The sequence below is a fragment of the Hymenobacter qilianensis genome, assembly GCF_014489555.1.
In the GTDB taxonomy this organism is placed as follows: Bacteria; Bacteroidota; Bacteroidia; order Cytophagales; family Hymenobacteraceae; genus Hymenobacter; species Hymenobacter qilianensis.
On the sequence record NZ_CP060784.1, the window covers coordinates 2,915,294 to 2,940,223 of the forward strand.

Below are 24,930 nucleotides of genomic sequence, written 5' to 3' on the forward strand. Positions count from 1 at the left end.
AGCGGCAAAAAAGCCCCCAGCGCTCCAGCATATGCTTTCCAATCGTCAGGAGAACATACGGCGGCGCTGGGGGCTTTTTTGCTGTCGATAAGCTCGATTCAGATGATGCTGCGCTTGTCTGAGTATGAAATACGCGTGCATTCCGGCGGCCCTAATATCTATAATTAGAAGATACATAGGAATATATAGCTGCTATAGTGTATTCCTGAGGGTGAACAGTGCAACCATTCAGCTACGTTGTCGTTGCAGGAACACTTCCCAGTGCCCTGCTTCTTCCACGCCTCCAGACTAGCGCTGGGGGGCTTTTTGCCACCCACTCCTATGAAAAGACCCTTTCTCTTCGCCTGCAACGCAGCGTTTCTGTTGCTGCTGGCGGCCTGCACGACGAACCCCGTCACGGGCAAAAAGCAAGTCAGCCTGATGTCGGAAAGCCAGGAAGTAGCACTGGGCCAACAGTCCGACCCCCAGGTGCTTGCTCAGTTTGGCTTGGTCGAAAATCCTGCTTTGCAACGCTTTATTCAGGATAAAGGTCAGAAGATGGCCGCAGTCTCGCACCGCCCTGAACTGAAATACGAGTTTAAAGTAGTCGATTCGCCAGTCATTAATGCTTTCGCCGTACCCGGCGGCTACGTGTACTTTACGCGGGGCATCATGGCTCATTTTAATAATGAGGCGCAGTTTGCCGGCGTATTGGGCCACGAAATCGGCCACATCACAGCCCGCCACTCGGCTCAGCAGCAAACCAAAGCCACCTTCGGACAATTGCTGCTTATCGGCGGCATGATTGCCTCGCCCCAGCTGGCCCAGTATGGCGAGCAGGCTATGCAGGGCTTGCAGGTGCTATTCCTCAAATTCGGCCGCGACGACGAGCGCGAATCCGACCGCCTGGGCGTGGAGTATTCCACCAAAATCGGCTATGATGCCAAGGAGATGGCCGATTTCTTCCTCACGCTTCAGCGTGAACAAGAGAAAGCTAGTGCTGGCGCCGAGCCCATTCCCAGTTTCCTCTCTTCCCACCCCAACCCCGAAGACCGCTACAATACGGTAAAGCAGCTCGCCGCCGAAACGCAGCAGCAGGTTGGGGCGACCAACCTGGCAGTAGGCCGCGATTCGTATCTGCGTATGATTGAGGGGCTTGTGTATGGCGATGATCCCAAGCAAGGCTTCGTGGAGAATAGTACCTTTTATCATCCTGAGCTGAAATTTCAATTCTCGGTTCCGACTGGCTGGAAGCACCAAAACTCCCCCAGCAGTTTCAGATGGCCGCCCCTGATGGCAAAGCCATGATGTTGCTGACTCTGGCCCCGGCGAGTCATTGGAGGCAGCGGCCCAGCAGATGGTGCAGCAGTTTAAGTTGCAGCCCGTCGAGTCGAAGCAGGTGACGGTGAACAGCTTCCCGGCCATTGCTATCGTGGCAGATCAGGTGGCCGACCAACAGCAGCAACAGCCTCAGCAACAGCAACAACAGGCGCCGGCCGTGCGCACGCTGATCTACCTTATTCAGGATGGCAAAACCATCTATGCGATGATCGGAGCCAGCAGCGGCCCGGATTTTGCCACGTACTTCCCGACGTTTAGCAGCTCGATGCAAAACTTCCGCCGACTCACCGACGCCGACAAGCTTAACCGCCAGCCTGAACGCATCCGGATAAAATCGGTAACCAGTGCCACTACCTTGTCACAGGCCATGACCCGCTTCCAGGTACCCAATGACCGCCTCGAAGAAATGGCTATTCTGAATGGCATGCAGCTCACCGACCGCCTGACGGCCGGCACGCTGATTAAGGTGGTAGCAAAATAAAATCCAGCAGCCCTGCCGTTTAGAGCGAGGACAACCTGCTGGTTTTATGAGTCTTACCTTCGCCCGGCGGCCACCTCACTCACACCTCATTCCTATGCAATCCACCCAATTTCGTCGTTTGAGTGCCGCAGCTTTGCTGACAGCACTTCTGCCCCTGTCCAGTGCTGTCAGCCTGAACTCAGACCCTACTAAAGCCGCTGCCCCCGTGCAAGGCGCGCAGCCCGATCCACAGATTGTGGCGCAGTTTGGTCTGCTTGATAATGCCAAGCTACAGAGCTACATCGATAGCAAAGGCATGGAGATGGGCCGAATCTCCGACCGGCCCGCCGATGTCAAAGGCTTTACCGTCGTCGATTCGCCGGTTATTAATGCTTTCGCCACACCCGATGGCCATGTGTATTTCACGCGGGGCATCATGGCTCATTTTAATAATGAGGCGCAGTTTGCCGGCGTATTGGGCCACGAAATCGGCCACATTACGGCCCGCCACGGCCAGAAGCAGCAAACGCGCTCCACTGTAGCCACGGGGGCCATTTTGCTGGGCTCTATCTTTTCCAAACGCATTGCCTCTATTGCGCAGCCAGCCTCGCAGGTAGTTGGGCTGGGCCTGCTCAAATACGGCCGCGACGACGAAAACGAATCGGACCAGTTGGGCGTGAAATATTCCAGCAAAATCGGCTACGACCCGGCCTCTATGGCCGACTTCTTCCTGACTTTGCAGCGCACCGAGCAAAGTAACGGCGCGTCTCCTATTCCTACCTTTCTCTCGTCGCACCCCAACTCCGCCGACCGCTACCAGAACGTAAAGAAGCTGGCCCAGCAGGCCGAGCAGCAAGCTGGTCGTCAGCTGGCCGTTAACCGCGAGCAGTATCTGCGCCTGATTGAAGGCTTGCCCTACGGCGAGGACCCGCGCCAGGGCTATGTAGAAGCCGGCACCTTTTACCACCCCGATCTGAAGTTCCGCTTTCCTATTCCGTCGGGCTGGAAGTCGCAGAATTCGCCTTCCCAGTTTCAGATGGCCGAGCCTAATGGCAAAGCCATCCTGGTGCTTTTACCTGCTCCCGGCAACTCTCTGGACGCTGCCGCTGAAGCATTAGTGAAGCAGCTGAGCTTGCAGTCGGCTCAGGCGCAACGCACTACCATCAACAGCTTCCCCGCCATTGCCATCCAGGCCGACCAGGTACAGCAGGCCCAAAATGGTCAGCAGGGGGTAAGCGCCCGCACGCTTTCCTACCTCATCCAGGATGGCCAGACCATCTACGCCCTGGTAGGCCTTACGTCGCCCAACGATTTCAACACATATGCCCCCAGTTTCAGCGCAGCGCCCAAGGTTTCGCCCGCCTTACGGACGCCAGCAAGCTAAACCGCCAGTCGGAGAAAATCCGCATTAAAACGGCCGCCAAAGCTACTACGCTGGCCCAGGCGCTGGCCGCTAACGGTATTCCCGCCGCCCGCCGCGAAGAGCTAGCTGTGCTGAATGGTATGAAGCTCACAGATCCGCTAAGCGCGGGGAGCTTATATAAGGTGGTTGGGAAATAGTCCAGACTGAGATTAATGAAACAAGAGAGAATATCACATTAGTGCATATTCTCTCTTGTTTCATCTTCGCTGTAATTTGGCAAAATGAATTTCTTTACTCTTACTATTCGATAATATTTATTGTGAAACTTGTCAATATTTAGTATTCCTGCTAAACGTACAGTATCCACACGTTTTACTATATCATTTTCTTCTTTAAAATATTTACTCTCTTCAAGCGTCAGTTGAACCGCTGTTATATATCGAAGCGGCGCATTAGTGGTCTTATTAAAGATATAAAAAGAATCAATAGTTGAAATCCAGGATACATCAAGAATGTCAAATTCATAAATGCTAGGATTGACACGTCTTGCTATAGGGAATTTGATATTATTAAGATTTTTCCATAGATTGATAGTGTCATTAATATTGCACGGAATAAAATAATCAAAGCTGCCATGATTTCGAGCACTGTCTAATACCAATATGCCGTTCTCATGAATATATTTCTTACGCTGGCTGCAACTCGAAACCCAGATAATCAGGGACAAAAGAAAAATAAGGAGCTTCATATTGGGCTTTGTTTGAATAACAACTTAAACGCCCCGACCAAATACTGGCCGGGGCGTTTAAGTTACTGATTGCCGCTAAAGAAACTGCAGTTTTTTCGTCCGTCATGCAGAGCGCAGCGAAGCATCTCGCGTGCTGATGTATAATTACTAATCTCACTACCGCGAGCGAGATGCTTCGCTCCGCTCTGCATGACGTGCCGGGGGATTAAGCCTTCTTCACAAATTCAGTTTTTAGCACCATGGTGCTGCCACCGGCGCGGCCTTCGATTTCCTTATCGCTGTTGGTGAGACGGATATTCTTCACCATCGTGCCGCGCTTCAGCGTGAGCGACGAGCCTTTTACCTTCAAGTCTTTGATGAGCGTAACGGAGTCGCCTTCGTTGAGCAGCGTGCCGTTGCTGTCTTTTACTTCCATGTGGCTAGCTGAAAAGCGACGGAGTTAGACGTTGAAGCGGAAGTGCATGATGTCGCCATCCTGCACCACGTACTCTTTGCCTTCCACGGCCATTTTGCCGGCTTCCTTGATCTTGGCTTCCGTTTTATAGTTCTGATAATCAGGCAGCTTGATTACCTCAGCGCGGATAAAGCCTTTTTCGAAGTCGGAGTGGATGACGCCGGCGGCCTGGGGGGCTTTATCGCCGCGGTGAATGGTCCACGCGCGCACTTCTTTTACGCCGGCCGTGAAGTAGGTAATCAGGTTGAGCAGCTCATAGCTGGCACGAATCAGGCGGCTCAGGCCCGACTCCTTCAGACCGTACTCACCCAGGAACATCTCCTTTTCCTCAGGGTCTTCCATCTCAGCAATCTGCGACTCAATAGCGGCCGAAATTGGCACTACTTCGGCATTTTCGCTTTTCACGTACTCGCGTAGCGCTTCCAGGTGGTTATTGGTGGAGCGGATGGTGGCTTCGTCTACGTTGGCCACGTAGATAACGGGCTTAATAGTAAGCAATTGCAGGTCTTCTACGGCTTCCAGCTCATCGGCATCAACTTGGAGTGAACGGGCATTCTGACCAGCTTCCAAGTGGGCTTTGAAGCGTTGCAGAGCCGCTACTTCCTTCTTGGCCTTCGCATCGCCGGCCTTCGCCGAGCGCTCTGACTTAATCAGCTTCTTATCAATGCCTTCTAAGTCTTTGAGCTGCAACTCGGTGTCGATAACTTCCTTGTCAAATACAGGGTCAACGGAGCCGGCTACGTGAACGATGTTGGGGTCATCGAAGCAGCGTACCACGTGAATGATAGCGTCAACCTCGCGGATGTTGGCCAGGAATTTATTACCCAAACCTTCGCCTTTGCTGGCACCTTTTACGAGGCCGGCAATATCTACGAACTCAATAACCGTAGGCAGCACGCGCTCGGGGTTTACCAGCGCTTCGAGTATCTGGAGGCGCTCATCGGGCACGGTGATGATGCCCACATTGGGCTCGATGGTGCAAAAAGGATAGTTGGCCGATTCGGCCTTGGCATTCGAGAGGGCGTTGAATAGCGTGGACTTACCCACGTTCGGCAAACCGACGATTCCGCAGCGGAGACCCATTCTTTTGAAGTTTTGAGGGATGAATAGTAAGGGATGAACTAGCCCTGGGGGGCAAATTCGAGGGGCAAAGGTACGGGTTGTTCACCGGGAAAGCACGGTGGGCCAACGATATGCCTATGACGCCGCTTGCTAACAACAAAACGGCGCGCTTTGGCCGAAGCCAAAGCGCGCCGCGCGATAAATCGGAGTAAAAGCTTGTTTCGCTAGGCTTGCTTAGTAAGTCGTGTCGGTGGTGTTGCCGTTGTAGGGCTCGTCGTTGTAGGCGGGGCGGGGGCGGTCTAGCTCGGCCACTTCTTCCTCTGTCAACAACTCTTCACGTACATAATCCACGGCGTCCTGCAGGGCATCTACGAACTTGGCAAAGTCTTCCTTGTAGAGGAAAATCTTGTGCTTCTCGTAGGAGAAGGTGTCGTCGTCGCGGAGCTTACGCTTACTCTCGGTGATGGTGAGGTAATAGTCTTGGCCGCGCGTGGCTTTCACGTCGAAGAAGTACGTGCGTTTACCGGCTTTAATGCGCTGCGAATAAATTTCTTCCTGATCGTGACGGTCTTCCACGGTTCCTACGGTAAAGTTTTCTTGTTAAATAGTTGAATGGCCGACCAAAGTACTCTTCTCGAATGGGATATAAAAATTTTAATCTCAGGTTTTTGAATAGAAAAGCCCCCAGAATAGGAGTAGCTCGGCTGCGCGTATTAGCGGCAGTTACTATCATCAGGGGCAATTTGCTACGTATCTTTACTCTTGTACTTATAATTTGTGCGAGAATTAACCACCTATAAAGGAATGTCATGCTTCGCTATTGCTCTGCATGCCTGCCTGTTTCTTTAGGCTGTTTCTCAGCGTATCATATCCCTGTTTTATATGGCCCAACCGCTTGATTTAGCTGCCGTTAGTTCGTTTGAGAACCTGGAGTTTCTGGCCCGTCAGCTGGTCGAGGGCTTTATTACAGGCTTACACCAGTCGCCGTATCACGGGTTTTCGGTGGAGTTTTCGGAGCACCGCCTCTACAACCCCGGCGAAAGTACCCGCCACCTCGACTGGAAAGTGTTTGCCCGCACCGATAAGCTGTTTGTAAAACGCTACGAGGAGGAAACCAACCTGCGCTGCCACCTACTGCTCGACGTGAGCCCGAGTATGTACTATCCGGCGCCGGGCAACGACAAACTGCGCTTCTCCATCCTCTGCGCCGCTGCCCTTATCACCTTGCTCCAAAAGCAGCGCGACGCTGTAGGTCTGGTAACTTTTGCCGACCAAGTAGAGCTGCAAACGCCGGTTCGTTCCACCAGCACCCACCGCCATACATTGCTGCTCACACTGCAACAACTGCTGGAAAGGCCCCCACGCGCCGCGTTACCGATGTAGCGCATGTTATCCATCAGATTGCCCAGCAAATTCCCAAGCGCTCGTTGGTGGTGCTCTTTAGTGATATGCTGGGTCGGGCTCCTGAGGAGCAAACTACCATGTTGGCGGCTTTGCAACATCTGCGTCACCAGCATCACGAGGTGTTACTGTTTCACATCATGGACCGCGCCACAGAGTCGGAGTTTGCTTTTGCCGACCGCCCGTATCTGTTTGAGGACATAGAAACCGGGGAGCAAATCAAGCTTCAGCCCAACCAAGTACGCGACCAATACCGCGCCGCCATGCAGCGCTACGAGCAGGAACTAGCTTTGCGCTGTGGGCAGTATAAGATTGATTTCGTGCCGGTAGATATCCGGGAGCCGTTTGATAAGGCGCTCTATGCGTATCTGGTGAAGCGGGGAAAAGTGCGGTAAAAAGCCCCCACCAGGCAGAATACGGCTACTCTTCTGGTTTTGGGGTAGTTGGCAACGACTGCCATAGGTACTTACAGGCCAGCGTTCGGTAAGGGCGCCAGTCTTCCGCTATTTGCGTGATGCGGCGCAGCAGCGGCCGGCCGGTTTCTTCCAGCTGATACATGCGGCGCATGGCGTTTTGCACGCCCAGGTCACCCTCAGGAAACACGTCAGGCTGGTCCAGAGCGAACATCTGAATCATCTGCGCCGTCCAGCGTCCTACCCCTCGAATGACCGTAAGATGATTCGTGAGTTCTTCCTCATTCAAGCCTGCAATGAAGGTGTATTCGAGCTTGTCTTGCAGAGAGAATTCGGCGATGGCACGGAGGTAGCCTGCTTTTTGTCGCGACAGGCCAGCAGCGCGCAACTCATCATCGCTCATCAGCACCAGCATACTGGGCTCGGGGTAACCATCGGGCATAAACAAGGCTTCTACCTTTTTCCAAACGGCGGCAGCAGCCTTGGTCGAAATTTGCTGACTGACGATGGCTTTGAGCAGGGCCAGATAGATATCCTCGTGGGGGCGGGGCTGAACGGGGCGGCAGCTATCAATAACGGCGGCCAGGGCAGGGTCGCGGCGCAGGTGCGCTAAGGCTTCTTCTTGGGAAAAGTCAGTAAGCATAGGAGCAAAAGCTGGCTTAACGAAAACTGATATCAGTGCGGTGCGTGTCTACGGCAATATATTCGAGAACCTCGCCGTCAGCAGTCAGCTTTACGCCGGTCAGGCAGTTACCCATATAGGCGCCCGTATCGAGGTATAGGGCCTGATGCGCCGCATCGAAAGCCGGCCGACAATCCTGAGTAGGCGTGTGGCCAACTATCTGCAAGCGGCCAATATTACGCAAGGGCCCCCGACGCCACAGCACGCCATCTTGGTCATCCTCATCCAGCGGGTTGGGCGTATTGGCCAGGCCCGCGTGACTCACAAACACGGCTTCGTTTTCCCAGTACAAGGGCCGCTGAGCTAGCCAGATAAGGTGGGGCAACTGCAAATGAGGCTGTACATTATACTGCTCCATGGTTTCGCGCCCGCCCCACTCCAGCCAGTTCGGATACGGGCCTTGGGGCCATAATACTTCAGCATACCAGCTTCGTGGTTGCCTTTCAAAAATACAGTCTGCTTAGGGTGCTTCAGGTTGAGAGAAATGGCGGCGGCTACCGTTTCGGGCGAGAAGTTACCCCGATCTACGAGGTCGCCCACCTGAATGAGCATTTCCCGGGCTGGGTTCCAGTGCTGCAACAGCTCCAGAAAGGTGAAATAACAGCCATGCACATCACCAACTATAAACAGGTTCATACGAAAGCAATCAAGCTAAAAGCCGGAGGACAAAAACAGACCTCCGTGGTGGCCGCCCACATACGCGCTGACGAACCACAGGGGAGCTTTGCGGAATGGTTGAGCAAAAGTAGCACAAACCCTAGTTGTTGTCTTCTTCTTTTGCCGGCACTTCCGAGATACTTAAGCCCAGGCGTTTTACCAATGGCCCGATGGTGAGGCCCTGCACGATGATAGAAAAAATAACCACCACATAAGTGATACCCACAATAAGGTCGCGGGCGGGCTAGGAGGCAATGAAAGCGCCAAGGCTACAGAAATGCCCCCCGCAACCCGCCCCAGGTCAGTATCTTGACGGAATGCTGGGTGAAGCTGCGGCGGAGGCGCAGAACGCTTAGGGGCAGAGATACGGCCACGAAACGGGCCAGCAATACCACCACAATAGCTACCGCGCCCACTAGCAAATCAGTGGTGCCGATATCCACAACCAATATCTCAAGGCCAATGAGCACAAAAAGCACGGCGTTGAGAATCTCATCAATGATTTCCCAGAATTTATCCACGTACTCGCGGGTCATATCCGACATGCCCAGCGAGCGGCCTTGCTGCCCAATAATAAGACCCGCCACCACAATAGCCAGCGGCCCGGAAGTGTGCAGTGCCGCTGCTAAGGCCGTGCCGCCTGTTACCAGCGCCAGGGTAATCAGCACCTCGACTTTGTAGTTGTCGATGGATCGGAGCAGGTGGTAGCCGCCATAGCCGAGTAGTGCGCCCAGCAAAATGCCCCCCACAGCCTCCTGCAGAAACAAAAGGGCTACGCCGCTCGGCCCTAGCTCTTCCCAACCCACCTGAGCAATCTGAAATAAGCTTACAAAAACAACCACGGCAACACCGTCGTTGAATAAGGACTCGCCCACGACCTTAACTTCCAGACTCTTGGGAATACGGGCCTGCTTCAGGATACCGAGCACTGCGATGGGGTCGGTGGGGGCAATGAGGGCGCCAAATAGTAGGCAGTAAATAAAATTGATGGTCAGCCCGAACAGCGGCAGCAGCAGGTACATAGTGCCGCCTACCAGTAGGGCGGAGATGAGCATGCCCACAGTAGCTAGGGCAAATATCGGTACCCGCTCCTCGCCCAAACTCTGTGCGTCCACGTGAATGGCACCCGCAAAAAGCAGAAAGCTGAGCATCACCTGCATGAGTATGGTGTTGAAATCGACGCTGCGAACCAACTCCACTATGGTAAGCACGCTGCTCACTCCCAGGCGCCCCAGCACAACAACCAGCAACGACGAAACCAGGGCCAATATCATCAGGCCGATGGTTGATGGCAGCCGCAAAAACCGGTGATTGAGGTAGGCAAAAGAGGCGGCCACCACCATTAAAACGGCGAATACATTATAGAGCTTCATGCGCAGCGATAAACGAAAATAGATGGCGGGCACCCGGCCCGAACGTGCCTAAGGTCGCCTATTTTTTAGTTATCGTTGGTAAGAGCCGTAAATTTGCCCCCCATCCGTACTATTCTTTTGCCTGCGCCTTACCACTGCCCCTAATGTCTATATCGTTTCGAATAATTATCAGTCCCATCCGCGAGTTATCAGATAGTGGAAAGCTCTCGGGCCTGCTTCTGCTGCTAGCTACGATATTTTCGCTGGCAATCAGTAATTCGGCCTGGGGTGAAAGCTATCTGCGCCTGTGGGAAATGCATGTAGGTGTTGCTCCGCTTGAGAAAACCGTGTCCCATTGGATAAATGATGGGTTAATGGTCATCTTTTTCTTTTTGGTAGGGCTGGAGATCAAGCGCGAAGTACTCTACGGTGAGCTAACTAACCTGCGGGCGGCACTATTGCCAGTAGTGGCGGCTGTGGGTGGAGTCACGGCGCCGGCCCTGATTTACTTGCTATTTACAGCGGGCACCGACCTGACGCACGGATGGGCTGTGCCCACCGCTACCGACATTGCTTTTTCGCTAGGTATTCTGTCGTTGCTCGGAGATAGAGTGCCATTCAGCCTGCGTATTTTCCTGACGGCGCTGGCTATTATCGATGATTTAATGGCGGTCGTGATTATCGCCATCTTCTACACTGCCGATCTGAACATAACCTATTTGCTCGGTAGTGCGGGCTTGTTGGCAGTTTTGATCACACTCAACCGGCTGAGAATAGGGTGGCTGCCGCTGTACTTTTTACTTGGTCTGGGTTTGTGGTACTGCGTGCTAAAATCGGGGGTACACGCTACCATAGCGGGAGTATTACTGGCGCTCACTATCCCCACCGACGCTATCGAGCGAGTAGAGCATGCCCTGCAAAAGCCTGTCAGCTATATCATTCTGCCCTTATTTGCCTTGGCTAATACGGCCATCATCCTCTCTGTTGATACGCTGCGGGAGTTAAGCACACCGCTGAGCTTAGGTATTGTATTGGGGCTGCTACTGGGCAAGCCCATCGGGATTTTTGGCGCCTGCTGGCTGATGATTAAAGCCGGAATGGCTTCGTTACCGGCCAACGTGAACTGGCGGCGCTTGCTGGGGCTGGGCTTCACGGCTGGCATCGGCTTCACGATGGCAATATTTATTGCCAACCTTTCCTTCTCCGATGCCAGCCGCATTGACTTAGCCAAATTAGCCGTCATTTTAGGCTCCGTCCTTTCTGCCCTGGTGGGTATTTTCCTGCTGCGTCCACGCCCAAATATGGTTGCCGCAACGTCCGAAAAACCCGAGTTGGTTAAGGAAGTCTAAGCGCTTACCGCAGCTACTGGCACCGACGCCAGCGCCGCTTCTACGCGGGTCAGCATAGCGTCATCAATATCGAGGTGGGTGACGAAGCGAATCATCTGAGGGCCAAATGATGACGCCCGAATACCTTGTTCTTCCAAGTGCTCTAGGAAAGCTTTGGGGGGCATTTCGTTGGCTAAGCGGAAGATTACTAGGTTAGTTTCAACGGGCAGTACCTCAGCTACATAGGGCTGGTTTTGGAGCACGGTGCTTAGTTGCTGCGCCCGACGGTGGTCGTCGGCCAGGCGCGCTACGTTATTTTGCAGCGCATACAAACCAGCTGCTGCTATATAACCCGCCTGCCGCATACCGCCGCCCATCACCTTCCGAATGCGCTTCGATTTTTGAATCAGCGCCTTGCTGCCTAGCAACACAGAGCCAACCGGTGCGCCCAAGCCTTTCGACAAGCATACCGAGATAGAATCAAAGTACTCGCCATATTCCTGCGCCGACTGGCCAGTGGCAACCAAAGCGTTATAAACGCGGGCACCATCAAGGTGTAGGCTCAGGCTGTGGCGACGCGTCACTTCTGCTATTTGCTGAATGCTTTCCAGCGAATAGCAGCTGCCACCGCCACGGTTGCTGGTATTTTCGAGGCACACAAGGCGGGTGTCAGGATAGTGCACGTTATGAACAGGGCGAATAGCTGCTTCCACCTGCGCCGCTGAGATGCGGCCACGGTCGCCGGGGAGTAGGGCCGTTGAGGCACCCGAGTGAAAAGCAATGCCCCCACTTCCCAGAGATAGACGTGAGCAGTCTGCTCGCAGATAACCTCAGCCAAAGGCTCAGTCTGCGCTTTGATAGCAATCTGGTTAGTCATGGTGCCGGAAGGGCAGAACAGGCCGGCCTCCAATCCAAACTGAGCGGCGGCGGTTGCTTCTAGCTCCCGTACGGTGGGGTCTTCTTCGTACACATCGTCGCCGACCGGAGCGCGGAACATGGCTTCCAGCATGGCTGGTGTTGGACGGGTGACGGTATCAGAGCGCAAATCGATAATAGGTTCAGACATAGGGCTTGGGCGTGAGAATACAGATATACAAACGATGGTTTCAGGATTCAAAAATAAGACTTACTTTTGCCCCTCCTTTACAAATCGACTTTAACCGACCCGGATATGAGCGTCACCCGACTGAAGCGCAAGCACCGCAAGAACATTGCGCGCCAAAATAACAAGCAGCGTATCATTAAGCAGCTACTCCTCACGCCCGTTCTTAAGAACGTGGACATCGAAGAGCTGAAAGCCAGCTTCAATGGCGGCGCTGCGCCTGCCCAATCTGCAACGAAGGCTGAAAAAGCTGCTGCCCGCTCACAAAAGCAGGCTGATGCTAACGCTGCCGATGCAGCATCTCAGTCAGCTCCTACCCAGTCGGTAGAAGCCAACCAGACTGGTACTGAAGGTTTCGACGAGGCTGAAGCCGTAACCAAGCCAGTAAACGAAGACGGCCAGGAAGGCGACAAGCCTAAGCCTGAAATTGCCCTCTAAATTGGCCTGCCACCGGTGTCGGTTGGCTCTATAAATTACAAAAAGCGTCTTTCTTGCAAGGGAAAGACGCTTTTTTGTTGCAGATTTAGTTAGAGGAAATAGTTATTTCAGCCCTAGCTCTACCACCTGTAGCTTTTGAATTTTGCCCCCCAGCACCTCAAATAGCAACAGCGTGCGCACTTTGTGAAAGCCATGCCGGCCAGCAGCGCCCGGATTTAGGTGTAATAATCCCAGGTTCGGGTCGGGCATTACTTTGAGAATATGAGAATGACCGCTGATAAATAAGCCCGGACGCTCTTGGGCAAGCAATGGTCTGGCCGCCGGGCTGTAGTGGCCCGGATACCCACCAATATGCGTCATGAGCACGTGCAGGCCCTCAATCTCAAACGACTGGACCAGCGGTTGGGTGCGGCGTACATCCTGGCCATCAATGTTGCCGTAGACGCCGCGTAGGGGGGCAATTTCGGCCAGTTCCTCCGCTACAGCAGCAGTTCCGAAGTCGCCGGCGTGCCATATTTCGTCGCGGCCGGTAAGATGGTGGCAAATGCGCTCATCGAGGTAGCTGTGGGTATCTGATAGTAAGCCAATTTTCTTCATTCAAAGCAGGAATAGGATAGGAGGCAGGAGAGTATAAAACGCATAAAACATTGAATACGGCTTAGAAATCAACTATACTAGTTGAAACAACGGCATTCACCAACTCTTAAACATACTACCTCGTATCTTGCCCATCCGTTAAGTAATTTTCGTTTGCGGATATTTATCCGGTGTTTTACGGCAAGCTTTGCCTGATTTTTCTCTTTCCGCCCTCTCTTCATATTGCCCCGATGAATGTGTTCATCAACGACATTCCGCTGATCATCAAGAAGAACAGCGAGAAAGTATACAAGCACCGCTACGACCTGATTCTGAACGCGGAAGATGAGTTTATCTCCAAGGATCTGGTAGGCGACGTGCTGATACGCGACGTAACCGACGTGTTCGTCGATCGGTTATTGCGGCTGATGGAAGTGAAAAAGCTGAAAAAGCTGACCTCGCTGACCTTGCTAGCCCGCAAAAAGAAGCGCCTCATTCTGCATCTTAAAGACCAGTTCCGCATCGTGAAAGCGGCCGGGGGCTTGGTAGTGAAGGATGGTATGGTGCTGATGATCTACCGGCTTGGCAAGTGGGATTTGCCCAAAGGCAAACTCAAAAAGGATGAAGATCCGGCTTTGGGCGCCCTGCGCGAAGTAGAGGAGGAGTGCAACGTGAAGGTTGAGCTAGGTGATGAGCTGCCCAGCACCTGGCACTCCTATGCCTACAATGGCAATAAGATTCTGAAGAAGACGAATTGGTACGTGATGAAATGCCTCGACGATTCGCTCATCAAGCCTCAGGCCGAGGAATATATTGAGGAAGTACGCTGGATGACGCCTCAGGAGGCGCTGGCAGTACTTTCGGAGTCATATGCATCAATCACTTTAGTCGTGCGGCACTACTTGAGCGAAAAGGTTGGCACGACCTCTGCCGAAGAAGCTCCCGCGAAGTAGCATCTTCGCTACGTGGGAGCCTATGCGTTTATTTTACTCGTTTGTTTTTGTAGTCTTGGTCCTGAGCGCGGGGGCATGCACCCGCTCGCAGTCACCGAGTGAAAAAAAGCCCCCCACTGCGGTAGAGCCTCCCGTCACTGTACCAGTGGCCGTAGACCTGCCTTCCTTAATTGGCTATTCAATCGAGGAAGTTCGCCAACACCTTGGCGCACCGCGCGAAACGCAGGTGGAGCCGCCTGCTGCCCAGCCTAAACCACGGAAAGGCAGGTCGTTTCGGATAATAGATGAGGGCTGGATAAACACGTTTGAGACAGGCGGCGTTACGCTCATTGTTACTTTCAACGCCCGCACCCGTAAAGTGCGCGATATCGTGCTTACCGGCAGCAATGAGGAAGAACTCATGCAGCGCGGTAATCTGACTCTTACGGCACCCTCATACATCGTGCTGCCAGTATTTGCCCCTGAGGCAGCCACAGAACTATTGGGCGTACGGGTAATTAAGCGCCGCTAGCAGCTGCGTAAGCCGGTAATTTGAAGGGCACAAAGCTGTCTACATTGCCGCCAAAGCGGTGAACCTCCCGGATGATGGTGCTGCTGATGGCGGCTAAGGCAGGCGCCGTAATCAGAAAGACGGTCTCCAGTTCCGGATTCAGGTGGCGGTTGGCCTGCGCGATGGTATTCTCGTACTCAAAATCCGTGGTGTTGCGCAGTCCGCGCAACAGGTAGCGCGCGCCTACCTCGCGGGCAAAGTCAGCCGTTAATCCTTTGTAGGATCGTACAGACACGCGCGGCTCATCCCGAAAAACTTCCTCAATCATCGTCACCATTTGCTCTACGGGCAGGTAGCGGCTTTTGCTGCTGTTGTTGCCGATGGCAATAATCACCTCGTCGAACAAATTTGCCCCCCGGCGCACTACATCAAGGTGCCCATTGGTAAACGGGTCAAATGAGCCGGGAAATAAGGCAACGCGGGTTTTCATACAGTACAAAGAATTTGAGCACGCACAGGATAAGCAAGCAGACAATCTGCTTTACTCACAAAGATGCAGGCTATATAACTCGAAATAGCGGTACTCAAACACCTCATTCAGCCGATAGCTGTACGACAGATCCAGGGGGCGATTGCCAAACTTGAGGTGGCGAATGTACTTGCGCAGAATAGTAAACAGCTCGGAGTGGTGCATTAAATCGCCCCACAGCACCACTGGGTCCTGATCAGGATTGAGCTGAAGTTCCTGCATCACCAGGATGGTGTAGTAAATGAGGTCTTCGGCCGTGGTGAAGGCAAACGTGTTGCAAAACTCCGGACGCTTGCCCCGCACGGCCACAATCGTAACCTCCTGATGGCCAATGCTCAGATACAGGCGGCGGGGCGTGGCCTGCTGGCTCTGATGTACTACTCCTTCGAGCAGAGCGCTGGTTTGGTGGATGAGGCGTCCAGTGGGATATACGCTGCGAAACCAATCAGCAAGCGCTCTTTCGACTGCAAACACACTCACCATCTCCAAACCCGGGTGCGTGTAGTGATGCACGGTTTCATGGCCCGGATCGAAGGCGTGGTGCAATTGCAGATAACGGCTCTCGTCGCCGGCCCGGAAAAGAGGCTGGGGCAACTGCGTAAAATGACGGTTCTGCACCGCCAGCCGAACGTGGTTCCAGCCCGCCTGACCTACCAGATCGTGTTGGGCAGCCAGGGTGCGATATTGTCCGGCCAGCGAGGTAGCGGAGGGTGCGGAGTATTCTTCCAACACCACAAACTTATTGCGACGCACATCGGCTACACCTACGCGCAAACCCGCAGGTCCTGCTGTCAGGTAAAGATTGTAAGTGCCTAGCTGGGCAGCATCGAAGGTTTCGTCGCGCAGATCGAGCAGGGAAGTAGGCGACGAGGAGGAAAAAGTAGAAGAGGAAGCGGACACGGCAGAAAGGGCAATAAGCGCCAGGTAGGCCGCTAAAGGTAATGAGAGAATGGCTGAATGGCTAGATAGCTAAATGGCTGGCGGTTAAATGGCTGATTGTTCAACGAGCTGTAGACGCAACTAACTATCTAACCGCCAGGTGTCTAACCATTGTTCTATTTACTTAAACTGGATATTCGGAATGTAGATGTCATCAGGGCTGATGATTTGATGGAGAATGGGGTGAACCTGTGGAAGAGGCATTCCAACCAGCTGCCGGGGCGTGTGGAAGGCCAGCTGCGTAAGTAGCTGTGCATCTGCGGCATGTTCTGGGTCGGAGCCGAGCTTGGGAAGGGCAGCGGCATCTACGGGTTTTACCTCAAAAAACAGCTCCAACGCCTGCAGATTATCGCGCTGAAACTCGTGGAGATGTAGAAAGCGGCCTACTTTAATATCTAACCCGGTTTCTTCCTTAAACTCCCGGACCAAGCATTCCTTCACCGACTCGCCAAAATGCCAGCCCCCGCCCGGCGGCGACCAAAAGAGAGCAGCAGTGGGCAGCATTCCGCGGTGACCAGTAAGTAAGATGGCACCTTGGTGCACGAGCAGGCCGCAAACGCGCACGCGCACTTGGCCAGTATAGGCGTTGAGCAAATCGGGGTGGGATTCGGGGGGCATAAATGGATTGGTGGGGCCGGCCAAAACCGGGTATCTTTGACTATTGATGCCTCCTACGCAAAACTCCGCCCCAGCGCCCGATTTAGTCGACCGAATCCGGCAAAAGCTCACCCGCCAGCAGTTTATGCACCACATTGGTGCCAACCTCACGCTCATTGAGCCCGGCCGCGTCGAAGCCGAGCTACCCCTCGAACTTAAGCACCAGCAGCAGCGCGGCTTCGTGCACGGCGGCGTTATTGCCACCATGGCCGACCTGGTAGCTGGTTTTGCCGGCGTCACGCTCATCCCGGATAACTACGGCATGGTGACGGCCGATCTGAAAGTGTCTTACCTGAATCCGGGAGTTGGAAAAAAAATAGTAGCTAAAGGCTGGGTGCTGAAAGCCGGCCGCCGCCTGCATTTCTGCGAAGCTGAGGTGTGGTGCGATGACGTGCTGATTGCCAAAGCCACCGCGACAATGGCCGTGATTGAACCTCAGTAGGGTATATCTACTTTAGATGAACGGAACGTCATGCTGAGCAGCGCGAAGCATCTCGCGTGTTTGATTGCAATGGTAACCTAACGGCGCGAGCGAGATGCTTCGCGTTGCTCTGCATGACGTTCTGGTTTTAACATATTTAAATTATGCTCACTGTCCGCACGCCTTCTGTCCGCGATTATTTTCCTTACGAACCCACTCAGGATCAGGCCCAGCTATTTCGGCAGCTCGATGAATTTCTGAAAGACGACCTGCCCGGCCGCAAGGTTTTTGTGCTGCGCGGCTACGCGGGTACGGGCAAAACCACCGTGGTCAGTGCTCTGGTGCAATGGCTGCATCAGCTGGGTCGAAAGTACACGCTGATGGCGCCTACGGGCCGGGCAGCCAAGGTGATGAGCGCTTACTCGGGCGTAGCGGCCAGCACTATTCACAAGAAAATTTATCGCCAAACCTCCGGTACGCCCTCCGAAAGCCTGAGCTTCCAGCGCCAGCCCAACCGCACCGCCGATACGCTCTATATCGTGGACGAGGCCTCCATGATTTCCGACGAGAAAGCGTTTGGCGAGAATGGCTTGCTCGATGACTTGCTGGGCTACGTGTTCGAAAAGCCCACCAACCGCCTGCTGCTTATCGGCGACACGGCCCAGTTGCCGCCTGTAGGCCAATTGCTTAGCCCTGCCCTCGACCCTGAGCTGCTGGCCGGGCGCTTCCGAGCGAAGGTAGATTCGGTGGAGCTGCGCCAGGTGATGCGTCAGGCCGAGGAATCGGGGATTCTGGTGAATGCGACTATCCTGCGGGAAGAATTGCGGGAAGAAAAGCCCCACATCCAGTTTCATACCCGCGGCTACTCCGATATTTTTCCGGTGGGGGCGAAAAGCTGGAAGACGGGCTGCGCTGGGCCTACAAAAACTTCGGCCACGAGAATACGACCATCATTTGCCGTTCCAACAAGAACGCGAATATGTATAACCAGCACATCCGGCACGCGCTGTTTGGGGCGGAGGAGGAGATAGAGGCCGGCGACTACCTCATGGTGGTGCGCAACAACTACTTCTGGCTGCCCAAAGACTCCGAAATGGGCTTTCTGGCCAATGGCGACTTCGTGCAGGTCAGCAAAATCGTGCGGCGGCAGGAGGAATTTGGCTTCCGTTTCGCCGATGCCCGCATCCGCTTCGTCGATTACCCCGACGAGGAAGAAATAGAGGTAAAGCTGCTCCTGGATACCCTGCACACCGACGCGCCCGCCCTGCCCGCCGACCGCAGCAACGCCTTGTACCAAACCGTTTTGGCCGATTATGCGCACTTGGGCACGAAGCGCGAGAAAAGCGCCGCTTTACGCAAAGACCCGTATTTGAACGCTTTACAGGTGAAATTTGCTTATGCTCTTACCTGCCACAAGGCGCAGGGCGGGCAGTGGCAGGCCGTATTCGTCGACCACGGATTTTTGAAAGAAGACATGGTGAACGCCGAATTTGCCCGCTGGCTGTACACCGCCATCACGCGTGCCGCCGATCGGTTATTTTTGCTTAATTTCAATAGTAAGCTGCTGGCTGAATAAGTTAAAACGTATATCTGACTTGGGGCAAGCAATTTGTGTTAAGCCTTTCTTATCTGAAATCGATAACTCAACCATTTCTACCTCTCAACACTTTAAGCATTCAACTCATGAAAAAAGCACTTGTTCTGGCCTTGTCGCTTTCGCTGGCTGGCTTTGCCGCCCAAGCCCAAACGGCGGCCGTGAAGCCGGCCAACGCCCAGCAAAAAGTAGCTGGCCCGCAGATTCAGTTTGAGGAAATGAAGTACGACTTCGGCAGCGTGAAGCAGGGCGATATCGTAGAGCACGTGTTCAAATTCAAGAACATAGGCACTGCGCCGCTGGTCATTGCTAATATCGGTACTACCTGCGGCTGCACCGTGCCCGACTGGACCAAGGAGCCCATTATGCCCGGCAAATCGGGTACCGTAACGGCCAAGTTCAACAGCGCCGGTAAGCTGGGAATGCAGAATAAAGTCCTCACCATTGAGTCGAACTCAGCCGGTGGAAACACGATGGTAGCGCTGGTAGGCGAAATAAAAGACGCCGCCACGGCCACTACCGAAGCTATACCGGCCAAAACCGACGTTTCGACCGGGGAAGGCGACGCCAAGCAGAAAACCAAGATTGGCGACAGCAAAATCAAAGCGAAGCGTAAGTCTTCGTAATTAGAAAGCCCACAAAAAAGCCCCCAGATGCTAAATAAGCTTCTGGGGGCTTTTTTGTGGGCTGATAGCAAAGTGAATTCCTGCCCTTATAGTTGGCGGACCGCCCATAGCAGTCCTAACCAGCCGGCAATCAGCAGCAGGCCGCCAATGGGCGCTACGGCTCCCATTTTAGTAATGCCAGTAAAACAAAGCGTGTAGAGCGAGCCGCTAAACAGTAAAATGCCCCCAGAAACAGCCAGGCGGTTAAGCTCAGCCCGCGAATGTCGGGGCGCATGGCCAGCAGAATACCCACGGCCAGCAGCGCCAGCGTATGGAAAAACTGATAGCGCACAGCGGTTTCAAACGTATCGAAGCGGCCGGTTTCTTCCAGCATTTTGCGCAAGCCGTGTGCCCCGAAGGCGCCAATGCCCACGCCTAAAGCGCCAAGTAAAGCCGCGATTTGTAGAATTAAGCGAGCCGTCATAGTAGATCGGATGAGATGTATCGTGTGATGGAGAAGCGGTTTTTAAACCAGGAAAGAAAGTGGCTACTGAGCTTGAATTTTGTTGTTAGTCTTGTGGAACTGGCCGGGCACCAAAAATAGCGCTGCCCACCCGAATAAGCGTGCTTCCCTCTTCAATGGCCAGCTTATAATCGGCGCTCATACCCATCGAAATCTCCTTGAACTCGGGCTGGGGGGCAAAATACCGCTGCTTCAGCAACTCAAAATAGCCTCGCAGCTCCCGAAACTCGCGGCGGAGCTGGTCCTCATCGTCGGTGAAGGTGGCCACGCCCATCACGCCCGTCAGCTGCACGTGCTGCAAGGTGCGGAATGCCTCTGATTGCAGGATTTCTTCCGCTTCAGGCAGGCTCAGGCCCGACTTTGTTTCTTCTGCGGCTATATGAAACTGGAGCAACCCGTAGATAACGCGGTTATTTTTAGCGGCTTGCTTTTCAATTTCGAGTAGCAGCTTTAGGCTGTCGATACTTTGAATGGTATGTACAAATGGGGCGATATACTTCACTTTGTTCGTTTGCAGATGGCCGATAAGATGCCACTCCACGTCGGGGGGCAAATCGGGCTGCTTGGCGGCCATTTCCTGTACTTTATTCTCGCCAAAAAGCCGCGCGCCAGCATCATACGCTTCGCGCAAACGCTCTACCGGATGCGTTTTGGTGACGGCTACCAGGCGGCAGTTAGTGCCCTGCAACTCGTTTTGAAAAGCATGGAAATTCTCAGCAATAGACATTTAATTTCGATTAGTAATGATCAATTAATGCTGCTTAACATCAGCCCGTCATGCAGAACGAAGTGGAGCATCTCGCTCACACCGTTGGATTACTAATCTCTCGTCAGCATGCGAGATGCTTCGCGTTGCTCTGCATGACATACGTTTTGGACAGTGCAAGTTTTGATTTAGTCCTCCAAGGCATTGGTCAAAAACGTATTTTTCAACCCCAGCCAAACAAGCCACAAACCTATACAGCAGAACAGATACAAGCGGTAATAGTCTTTGGTGTTGCGAAAACGGGTCTGTTTAATTTCTGATTTTTCGAACGTATCAATCTGGCGAAACACCCGGCGCAGGCCGGCATTGTCGGTGGCGCGGAAAAACTGGCCTTCGCCGGCCTCGGCAATCTGGCGCATCGTGGTCTCGTCGAGGCGGGTTTCAACGTAGCGCACCCGGCCAGTTTCATCCGTTCCGTAGGGCACCGTGCCATCTTGCCCCAGCCCCACGGTGTAGATTTTAAGGCCGAAAGCGTGGGCCAACTGGGCGGCGGTGAGTGGGTCGAGGCTGCCGGCCGTGTTTTCGCCATCCGAAATCAGAATGATGACTTTCGTGCGGCTGCGGGAGTCGCGCAGGCGGTTGGTGGCTACGCCCAGGGCCGTACCGATGGCAGTGCCATCGTTGGCAATCATGCCCAGCCGCAGACCGTCGAGGCTTTCGCGCAGCAAATCGTAATCGGTGGTGAGGGGCGCCAGCGAGTAGGCATCACCGGCAAAAACCACCAGGCCCAGCCGGTCGCCGATGCGCCCGGCAACAAACTCCCGGCCTACGCGCTTGGCCGCCTCCAGCCGGTTGGGCAGCAAATCCTGAAGTTCCATTGACCCCGATACATCCATAACCAGCAGGATATCAATGCCCTCGCCGGTTTGCACTACGCGCTCGTCTGTGCGCTGGGGCCGCGCCAACGCCACGATGCCGAAGGCCAGGCTGAACAGCAGCACGATATCGGGCAAAAAGCGCAGCAAAGCGCTCCAGTCGCGCCGGGCCTGGCCCGCCACGAAAGCCACATCAAGGTGCGGGCGCCGCCGATGCACCAGCAGCCAGCGCAAGCCAAACAGCAGGGGCAAGGCCGGAATCAGCAACAACAGGCGCGGCTCCTGCCAGGTGTAGCTGCTCAGCGTGGCATAGCGCAGCCCATCGATTACGGGAGCCAAAAAGCGTTGCCAAAGCTGTTCAATCATGGTTGGTTTTAGTCCTTAAATACTGCGCAAATATGCCCGCTATGCATCACATGCTTTTCTGTCGCTGCCGCAACCCCCCCCGTTATTATCAGCTTCGGGCAGCTCCGCTAAGCAAGGTATAACGCCGGTCAGCAAAGTCGCGCAGCAGGTCGAACGCGGTGCCGGTTTCCGTATCGTCTTCGTTGAACTGATTGCCGTAAATCAGCCGATCCGTAATGCGCAGGGCGCGGCTCACCGACACGTCGTTTTGATAGTAAGCCACAATTTCGCGCGTGGTGAGGCTGTTGATGGTGTTGTTTTCGAGGGTTGTGAGGTAATTTTTCCAGAGCGTGATGGCGCGCTCCATATTGGTGAGGGAGCGCGACAGCTCAAACCGCTCGATGTGGCGCGCATACTGAGCCAGGAAGTACGCGTGGTTTTTGCGCAGCTTGTAGAGCTGGTAGCGGCGGCGCCAGTAGCTGCCAAACCCAAACCACAAGCCCGCGCTCACAAGGACTGCAATGCCCAACCCAGCTAGCCAAAACGGGTAGTTAAAAGCCTCATCTACCGGCAGTAACGTAGTGTTCTGCTTCAGCACGGGCGTAGTGGGCGGAATAACTTCTGGCACGGGCGCCGTGCGTACCAGTCGAATACTGGCAGCTGAAGTGTTGACCGTCAGCGTGTCGTGCCCGCGCAGAATCATCACCGGCAGACTCAGGCGCTGCACCGAGTCGAGGCTGAACGTGCGGAGCCGATACACGGTGCGGTCGAAGCTGCGGCCGCGGCGGGTGAGCGTAGGCTGGAAGGTTTTGCCTACATACTCGAAAGGCTTAAACGCGGCCGTAGAGTCAGGAAACACTACCTCCAGCTTGGGGTCGTGCCGAAAGGTAAGCTCATAGCTCACGATTTCTCCCACGCGCACCGTTTGGCGCAAAAATCGCCCCTGTGGCTGCTCGGGGGCAATTCCTGACCCTGCACAAAAAACGGAAGAAACAGCAGCCCTGCGCTAAGTGCCATCGACTGTAGATAGCTCCACAATAGCCTGGCTGGGGGGCTTTTTTTAGCTGAAACCTTACGCACGGCCGCCCCGCTGATTGCGCCGCCGAAACAAGCTGGCCAACTGCGTCACATAGTCGGCGTCGGTGGCAATGGATAAAAACTCCGTGCGGTGGCGCCGGCAGATCTGCCCGATCTGCTCGCGGTTCTGCTCATACGTGGCCCGATACCGCGCCCGAAACGACTCAGACGAAGTATTTACCCACATGGTACGGCCGGTTTCCTGATCATGCAGCGGCACAATGCCGAGCGGCGGAAATTCCCGTTCGCGCTTATCGAGCAACTGTAGTACCACCAAGTCGTGCTTGCGGGCCAGCATGGTCAGCTCCCGCTCGTAGTTGGTGTCGATAAAATCCGAAATCAGGAGCACAATACTACGGCGCTTCAGCATTCCCAAGGCCTGTTTGATGCCGGGCCCTACTGCCGTACGCGGGGAGCGGGGCGTCAATTCAAACAGGCGCTTAATGAGGCTATAGGCATGCCGGATGCCCTTTCCGGGGGCCAAATACAGCTCCTTCTGGTCGGAAAAAGCAAGGATACCGAGCTGTGCATCCTGGCGGGCCGCCGCCAACGCCAGCAGGCCGCAGATTTCGCGGCCCACATCGAGCTTACGCCGGCCGGCCGCGCCAACTTGCTGGGAGGCGCTCACATCGAGCAGCAGCAGAACTGATTGCTCGCGCTCCTCCTTGTAGGTTTTGACGAACGTGCCGTGCCCTTTGCTCGATACGGCCCAATCGATGGCCCGCACCTCATCGCCGTACTGGTAGAGGCGCACGTCGTCGAATTCAAGCCCCGTTCCTTTAAAGACGGAGTGAAAATTGCCCTGCAGCTGCGCATCCACTGTCTTGATGATGCGTATCTCCATCTGCCGAAGCTTACGTATGAGTTGCTGGAGCGGAGTGAGGTCGGCGGTATTCATTTCAGCTAAACTACGGGTTCCTCCTAACTTTGCCGTTGTGAAAAAGCTCCCTGCATCCCTTTTATCTACCCTGACTCTGCTGCTAGTGCTGGCATTTACGCAGTGTCAGCGCCCCGAAGAGCCCTTGGCGCCACAGCCGTTGCTACCTAAAGCCAAAATGGTGGCTATGCTCATAGACGTGCATTTGAACGAGAGCCGCGTGGATGCCGCCGCTTTGCCCCCCGACTCGGCCCGCGCTGCCTTCAACCTGCTGCATCGTCAGTTGCTTACTCGCTACAACGTTACCGACACCATTTTTCAGCGCAGCTACCGCTACTACGCCATCCACGACAAAGACCTGGACGACATTTATGGCGCCGTAATTGACAGCCTCTCAGCCCGCGAAGCGAAGCTGGGGGCCAAAGATCAGGCGGAAGCCGCCAAGCGTCGGCAGTAAGAAGTTTTTTATTTAATCGCCATTCGGCCGTCATGCAGAGCGGAGCGAAGCATCTCGCGTGCTGATGAAGGATTACTAATCTTAGTAAACACGCAAGATGCTTCGCTCCGCTCTGCATGACGGCCGAATGGCCTCGTTGACTTAATGCTTATTTAAGAATCATATCAGCCGGCTGCCATTGGGCACTGCGCCTGCCACCGACGCCAATACGATATCACCGTTTTCGTCGGCAGCGCCGGTGACCAGCACTTCCGAACGGAAGGGACCAATTTTCTTAACCGGAAAATTAACCACACACAGCACCTGCTGGCCAACAAGATCCTCGGGTTGGTAATGGCGGGTAATCTGAGCGCTGGAGCGTTTGGTGCCAATCTCGGGGCCGAAGTCGATCAACAGCTGATAAGCGGGTTTGCGTGCTTCGGGAAAAGTTCGGGCTTCTAACACCGTACCGACACGCAAATCAACGCGCTCAAACTCTGACCAGGTAAGCGGAGCTAAGGATGTTTCCATGCCCGAAAAGTAGCAA

27 protein-coding genes and 4 pseudogenes are annotated in these 24,930 nt (G+C 54.3%); 12 read left to right on the forward strand and 19 right to left on the reverse strand.

Going from position 1 to position 24,930, the window contains the following annotated elements; genetic code table 11:
- Positions 1-321: 321 nt before the first annotated feature.
- From H9L05_RS13435 to H9L05_RS13440, 3 genes are all read left to right on the forward strand, one after another.
- Complete coding sequence (locus tag H9L05_RS13435) at positions 322-1,287, forward strand: M48 family metalloprotease (RefSeq protein WP_317174959.1); 966 nt, start codon at positions 322-324, stop codon at positions 1,285-1,287.
- Between the two features lie 28 nt (positions 1,288-1,315).
- Positions 1,316-1,801 (forward strand): hypothetical protein, encoded by a 486-nt coding sequence (locus tag H9L05_RS26215; RefSeq protein WP_317174960.1) that lies wholly within the window; start codon positions 1,316-1,318, stop codon positions 1,799-1,801.
- A gap of 94 nt (positions 1,802-1,895) precedes the next feature.
- The gene (locus H9L05_RS13440) at positions 1,896-3,164 is read left to right on the forward strand and encodes a M48 family metalloprotease (RefSeq protein WP_223284426.1); all 1,269 of its coding nucleotides are present in this window, start codon (positions 1,896-1,898) and stop codon (positions 3,162-3,164) included.
- Between the two features lie 214 nt (positions 3,165-3,378).
- On the opposite strand, the gene H9L05_RS13445 is transcribed toward H9L05_RS13440, so the two are convergent.
- The 4 genes from H9L05_RS13445 to H9L05_RS13460 all read right to left on the reverse strand — a co-directional run bounded on the left by H9L05_RS13445 (position 3,379) and on the right by H9L05_RS13460 (position 5,983).
- Complete coding sequence (locus H9L05_RS13445) at positions 3,379-3,891, reverse strand: hypothetical protein (RefSeq protein WP_187731405.1); 513 nt, start codon at positions 3,889-3,891, stop codon at positions 3,379-3,381.
- A 205-nt stretch (positions 3,892-4,096) separates the two neighbouring features.
- Positions 4,097-4,306, reverse strand: coding sequence for a zinc ribbon domain-containing protein YjdM (locus H9L05_RS13450; RefSeq protein WP_187731406.1), 210 nt, complete (start codon positions 4,304-4,306; stop codon positions 4,097-4,099).
- A gap of 24 nt (positions 4,307-4,330) precedes the next feature.
- The gene (gene ychF / locus H9L05_RS13455; protein WP_187731407.1) at positions 4,331-5,428 is read right to left on the reverse strand and encodes a redox-regulated ATPase YchF; all 1,098 of its coding nucleotides are present in this window, start codon (positions 5,426-5,428) and stop codon (positions 4,331-4,333) included.
- A gap of 213 nt (positions 5,429-5,641) precedes the next feature.
- Positions 5,642-5,983, reverse strand: coding sequence for a DUF3276 family protein (locus tag H9L05_RS13460; RefSeq protein ID WP_133272170.1), 342 nt, complete (start codon positions 5,981-5,983; stop codon positions 5,642-5,644).
- 306 nt (positions 5,984-6,289) lie between these two features.
- On the opposite strand from H9L05_RS13460, the pseudogene H9L05_RS13465 reads away from it, so the two are divergent.
- A pseudogene (locus H9L05_RS13465) lies at positions 6,290-7,203 on the forward strand (DUF58 domain-containing protein).
- 25 nt (positions 7,204-7,228) lie between these two features.
- On the opposite strand, the gene H9L05_RS13470 reads toward H9L05_RS13465, so the two are convergent.
- The 4 genes from H9L05_RS13470 to H9L05_RS13485 form a co-directional block, all read right to left on the reverse strand.
- Positions 7,229-7,864, reverse strand: coding sequence for a DNA-3-methyladenine glycosylase family protein (locus tag H9L05_RS13470; RefSeq protein WP_187731408.1), 636 nt, complete (start codon positions 7,862-7,864; stop codon positions 7,229-7,231).
- Between the two features lie 16 nt (positions 7,865-7,880).
- On the reverse strand, positions 7,881-8,228 hold the full coding sequence (locus H9L05_RS13475; protein ID WP_187731409.1) for a hypothetical protein: 348 nt from the start codon (positions 8,226-8,228) through the stop codon (positions 7,881-7,883).
- Positions 8,207-8,539 carry a metallophosphoesterase gene (locus H9L05_RS13480; RefSeq protein ID WP_187731410.1) on the reverse strand — a complete coding sequence of 111 codons (333 nt, stop codon included), beginning with the start codon at positions 8,537-8,539 and terminating at the stop codon, positions 8,207-8,209. The genes H9L05_RS13475 and H9L05_RS13480 overlap by 22 nt, the downstream gene beginning before the upstream one ends.
- Positions 8,540-8,829: 290 nt before the next feature.
- Positions 8,830-9,933: a cation:proton antiporter gene (locus tag H9L05_RS13485; RefSeq protein WP_223284427.1), complete on the reverse strand. Its 1,104-nt coding sequence runs from the start codon at positions 9,931-9,933 to the stop codon at positions 8,830-8,832.
- A gap of 143 nt (positions 9,934-10,076) precedes the next feature.
- Here H9L05_RS13485 and nhaA point away from each other — a divergent pair, with 143 nt between their 5' ends.
- A complete protein-coding gene (gene nhaA, locus H9L05_RS13490; protein WP_187731411.1) occupies positions 10,077-11,261 on the forward strand; it encodes a Na+/H+ antiporter NhaA in 1,185 nt (394 codons plus the stop codon).
- Here nhaA and H9L05_RS13495 read toward each other — a convergent pair.
- Positions 11,258-12,306, reverse strand: a pseudogene (locus tag H9L05_RS13495) (threonine aldolase family protein). The gene nhaA and the pseudogene H9L05_RS13495 overlap by 4 nt on opposite strands.
- Before the next feature lie 105 nt (positions 12,307-12,411).
- On the opposite strand from H9L05_RS13495, the gene H9L05_RS13500 reads away from it, so the two are divergent.
- Positions 12,412-12,780 (forward strand): hypothetical protein, encoded by a 369-nt coding sequence (locus H9L05_RS13500; RefSeq protein WP_187734362.1) that lies wholly within the window; start codon positions 12,412-12,414, stop codon positions 12,778-12,780.
- Between the two features lie 102 nt (positions 12,781-12,882).
- Here the strand turns inward: H9L05_RS13500 and H9L05_RS13505 are convergent, their stop codons facing one another.
- Positions 12,883-13,377 (reverse strand): metallophosphoesterase family protein, encoded by a 495-nt coding sequence (locus tag H9L05_RS13505; RefSeq protein WP_187731412.1) that lies wholly within the window; start codon positions 13,375-13,377, stop codon positions 12,883-12,885.
- Between the two features lie 230 nt (positions 13,378-13,607).
- On the opposite strand from H9L05_RS13505, the gene H9L05_RS13510 reads away from it, so the two are divergent.
- Complete coding sequence (locus tag H9L05_RS13510) at positions 13,608-14,309, forward strand: NUDIX hydrolase (RefSeq protein WP_187731413.1); 702 nt, start codon at positions 13,608-13,610, stop codon at positions 14,307-14,309.
- Between the two features lie 22 nt (positions 14,310-14,331).
- Positions 14,332-14,820, forward strand: coding sequence for a hypothetical protein (locus H9L05_RS13515; protein ID WP_187731414.1), 489 nt, complete (start codon positions 14,332-14,334; stop codon positions 14,818-14,820).
- On the opposite strand, the gene coaD is transcribed toward H9L05_RS13515, so the two are convergent.
- The 3 genes from coaD to H9L05_RS13530 form a co-directional block, all read right to left on the reverse strand.
- Positions 14,807-15,289 carry a pantetheine-phosphate adenylyltransferase gene (gene coaD, locus H9L05_RS13520; RefSeq protein ID WP_187731415.1) on the reverse strand — a complete coding sequence of 161 codons (483 nt, stop codon included), beginning with the start codon at positions 15,287-15,289 and terminating at the stop codon, positions 14,807-14,809. The two genes, H9L05_RS13515 and coaD, sit on opposite strands and share 14 nt — an antisense overlap.
- 51 nt (positions 15,290-15,340) lie before the next feature.
- Positions 15,341-16,228: a DUF3822 family protein gene (locus tag H9L05_RS13525; protein WP_187731416.1), complete on the reverse strand. Its 888-nt coding sequence runs from the start codon at positions 16,226-16,228 to the stop codon at positions 15,341-15,343.
- Between the two features lie 159 nt (positions 16,229-16,387).
- Positions 16,388-16,885, reverse strand: coding sequence for an NUDIX domain-containing protein (locus tag H9L05_RS13530; protein WP_187731417.1), 498 nt, complete (start codon positions 16,883-16,885; stop codon positions 16,388-16,390).
- A gap of 46 nt (positions 16,886-16,931) precedes the next feature.
- On the opposite strand from H9L05_RS13530, the gene H9L05_RS13535 reads away from it, so the two are divergent.
- The 3 genes and pseudogenes from H9L05_RS13535 to H9L05_RS13545 all read left to right on the forward strand — a co-directional run bounded on the left by H9L05_RS13535 (position 16,932) and on the right by H9L05_RS13545 (position 19,565).
- The gene (locus H9L05_RS13535; RefSeq protein ID WP_187731418.1) at positions 16,932-17,366 is read left to right on the forward strand and encodes a PaaI family thioesterase; all 435 of its coding nucleotides are present in this window, start codon (positions 16,932-16,934) and stop codon (positions 17,364-17,366) included.
- A 143-nt stretch (positions 17,367-17,509) separates the two neighbouring features.
- Positions 17,510-18,921 (forward strand): annotated as a pseudogene (locus tag H9L05_RS13540) (ATP-dependent DNA helicase).
- Between the two features lie 107 nt (positions 18,922-19,028).
- Complete coding sequence (locus tag H9L05_RS13545; protein ID WP_187731419.1) at positions 19,029-19,565, forward strand: DUF1573 domain-containing protein; 537 nt, start codon at positions 19,029-19,031, stop codon at positions 19,563-19,565.
- Positions 19,566-19,651: 86 nt separating this feature from the next.
- On the opposite strand, the pseudogene H9L05_RS13550 reads toward H9L05_RS13545, so the two are convergent.
- The 5 genes and pseudogenes from H9L05_RS13550 to H9L05_RS13570 form a co-directional block, all read right to left on the reverse strand.
- Positions 19,652-20,028: pseudogene (locus H9L05_RS13550) on the reverse strand (DUF423 domain-containing protein).
- 85 nt (positions 20,029-20,113) lie between these two features.
- Complete coding sequence (locus H9L05_RS13555) at positions 20,114-20,794, reverse strand: YggS family pyridoxal phosphate-dependent enzyme (protein ID WP_187731420.1); 681 nt, start codon at positions 20,792-20,794, stop codon at positions 20,114-20,116.
- A 167-nt stretch (positions 20,795-20,961) separates the two neighbouring features.
- Positions 20,962-22,014 carry a vWA domain-containing protein gene (locus H9L05_RS13560; protein WP_187731421.1) on the reverse strand — a complete coding sequence of 351 codons (1,053 nt, stop codon included), beginning with the start codon at positions 22,012-22,014 and terminating at the stop codon, positions 20,962-20,964.
- An 88-nt stretch (positions 22,015-22,102) separates the two neighbouring features.
- A complete protein-coding gene (locus H9L05_RS13565; RefSeq protein ID WP_187731422.1) occupies positions 22,103-22,927 on the reverse strand; it encodes a hypothetical protein in 825 nt (274 codons plus the stop codon).
- Between the two features lie 138 nt (positions 22,928-23,065).
- Positions 23,066-23,968: a DUF58 domain-containing protein gene (locus H9L05_RS13570; protein WP_187731423.1), complete on the reverse strand. Its 903-nt coding sequence runs from the start codon at positions 23,966-23,968 to the stop codon at positions 23,066-23,068.
- Positions 23,969-24,005: 37 nt separating this feature from the next.
- On the opposite strand from H9L05_RS13570, the gene H9L05_RS13575 reads away from it, so the two are divergent.
- Positions 24,006-24,404, forward strand: coding sequence for a DUF4296 domain-containing protein (locus tag H9L05_RS13575; protein ID WP_187731424.1), 399 nt, complete (start codon positions 24,006-24,008; stop codon positions 24,402-24,404).
- A gap of 159 nt (positions 24,405-24,563) precedes the next feature.
- On the opposite strand, the gene H9L05_RS13580 is transcribed toward H9L05_RS13575, so the two are convergent.
- Positions 24,564-24,914, reverse strand: coding sequence for a tRNA-binding protein (locus tag H9L05_RS13580; protein ID WP_187731425.1), 351 nt, complete (start codon positions 24,912-24,914; stop codon positions 24,564-24,566).
- Positions 24,915-24,930: the final 16 nt, after the last annotated feature.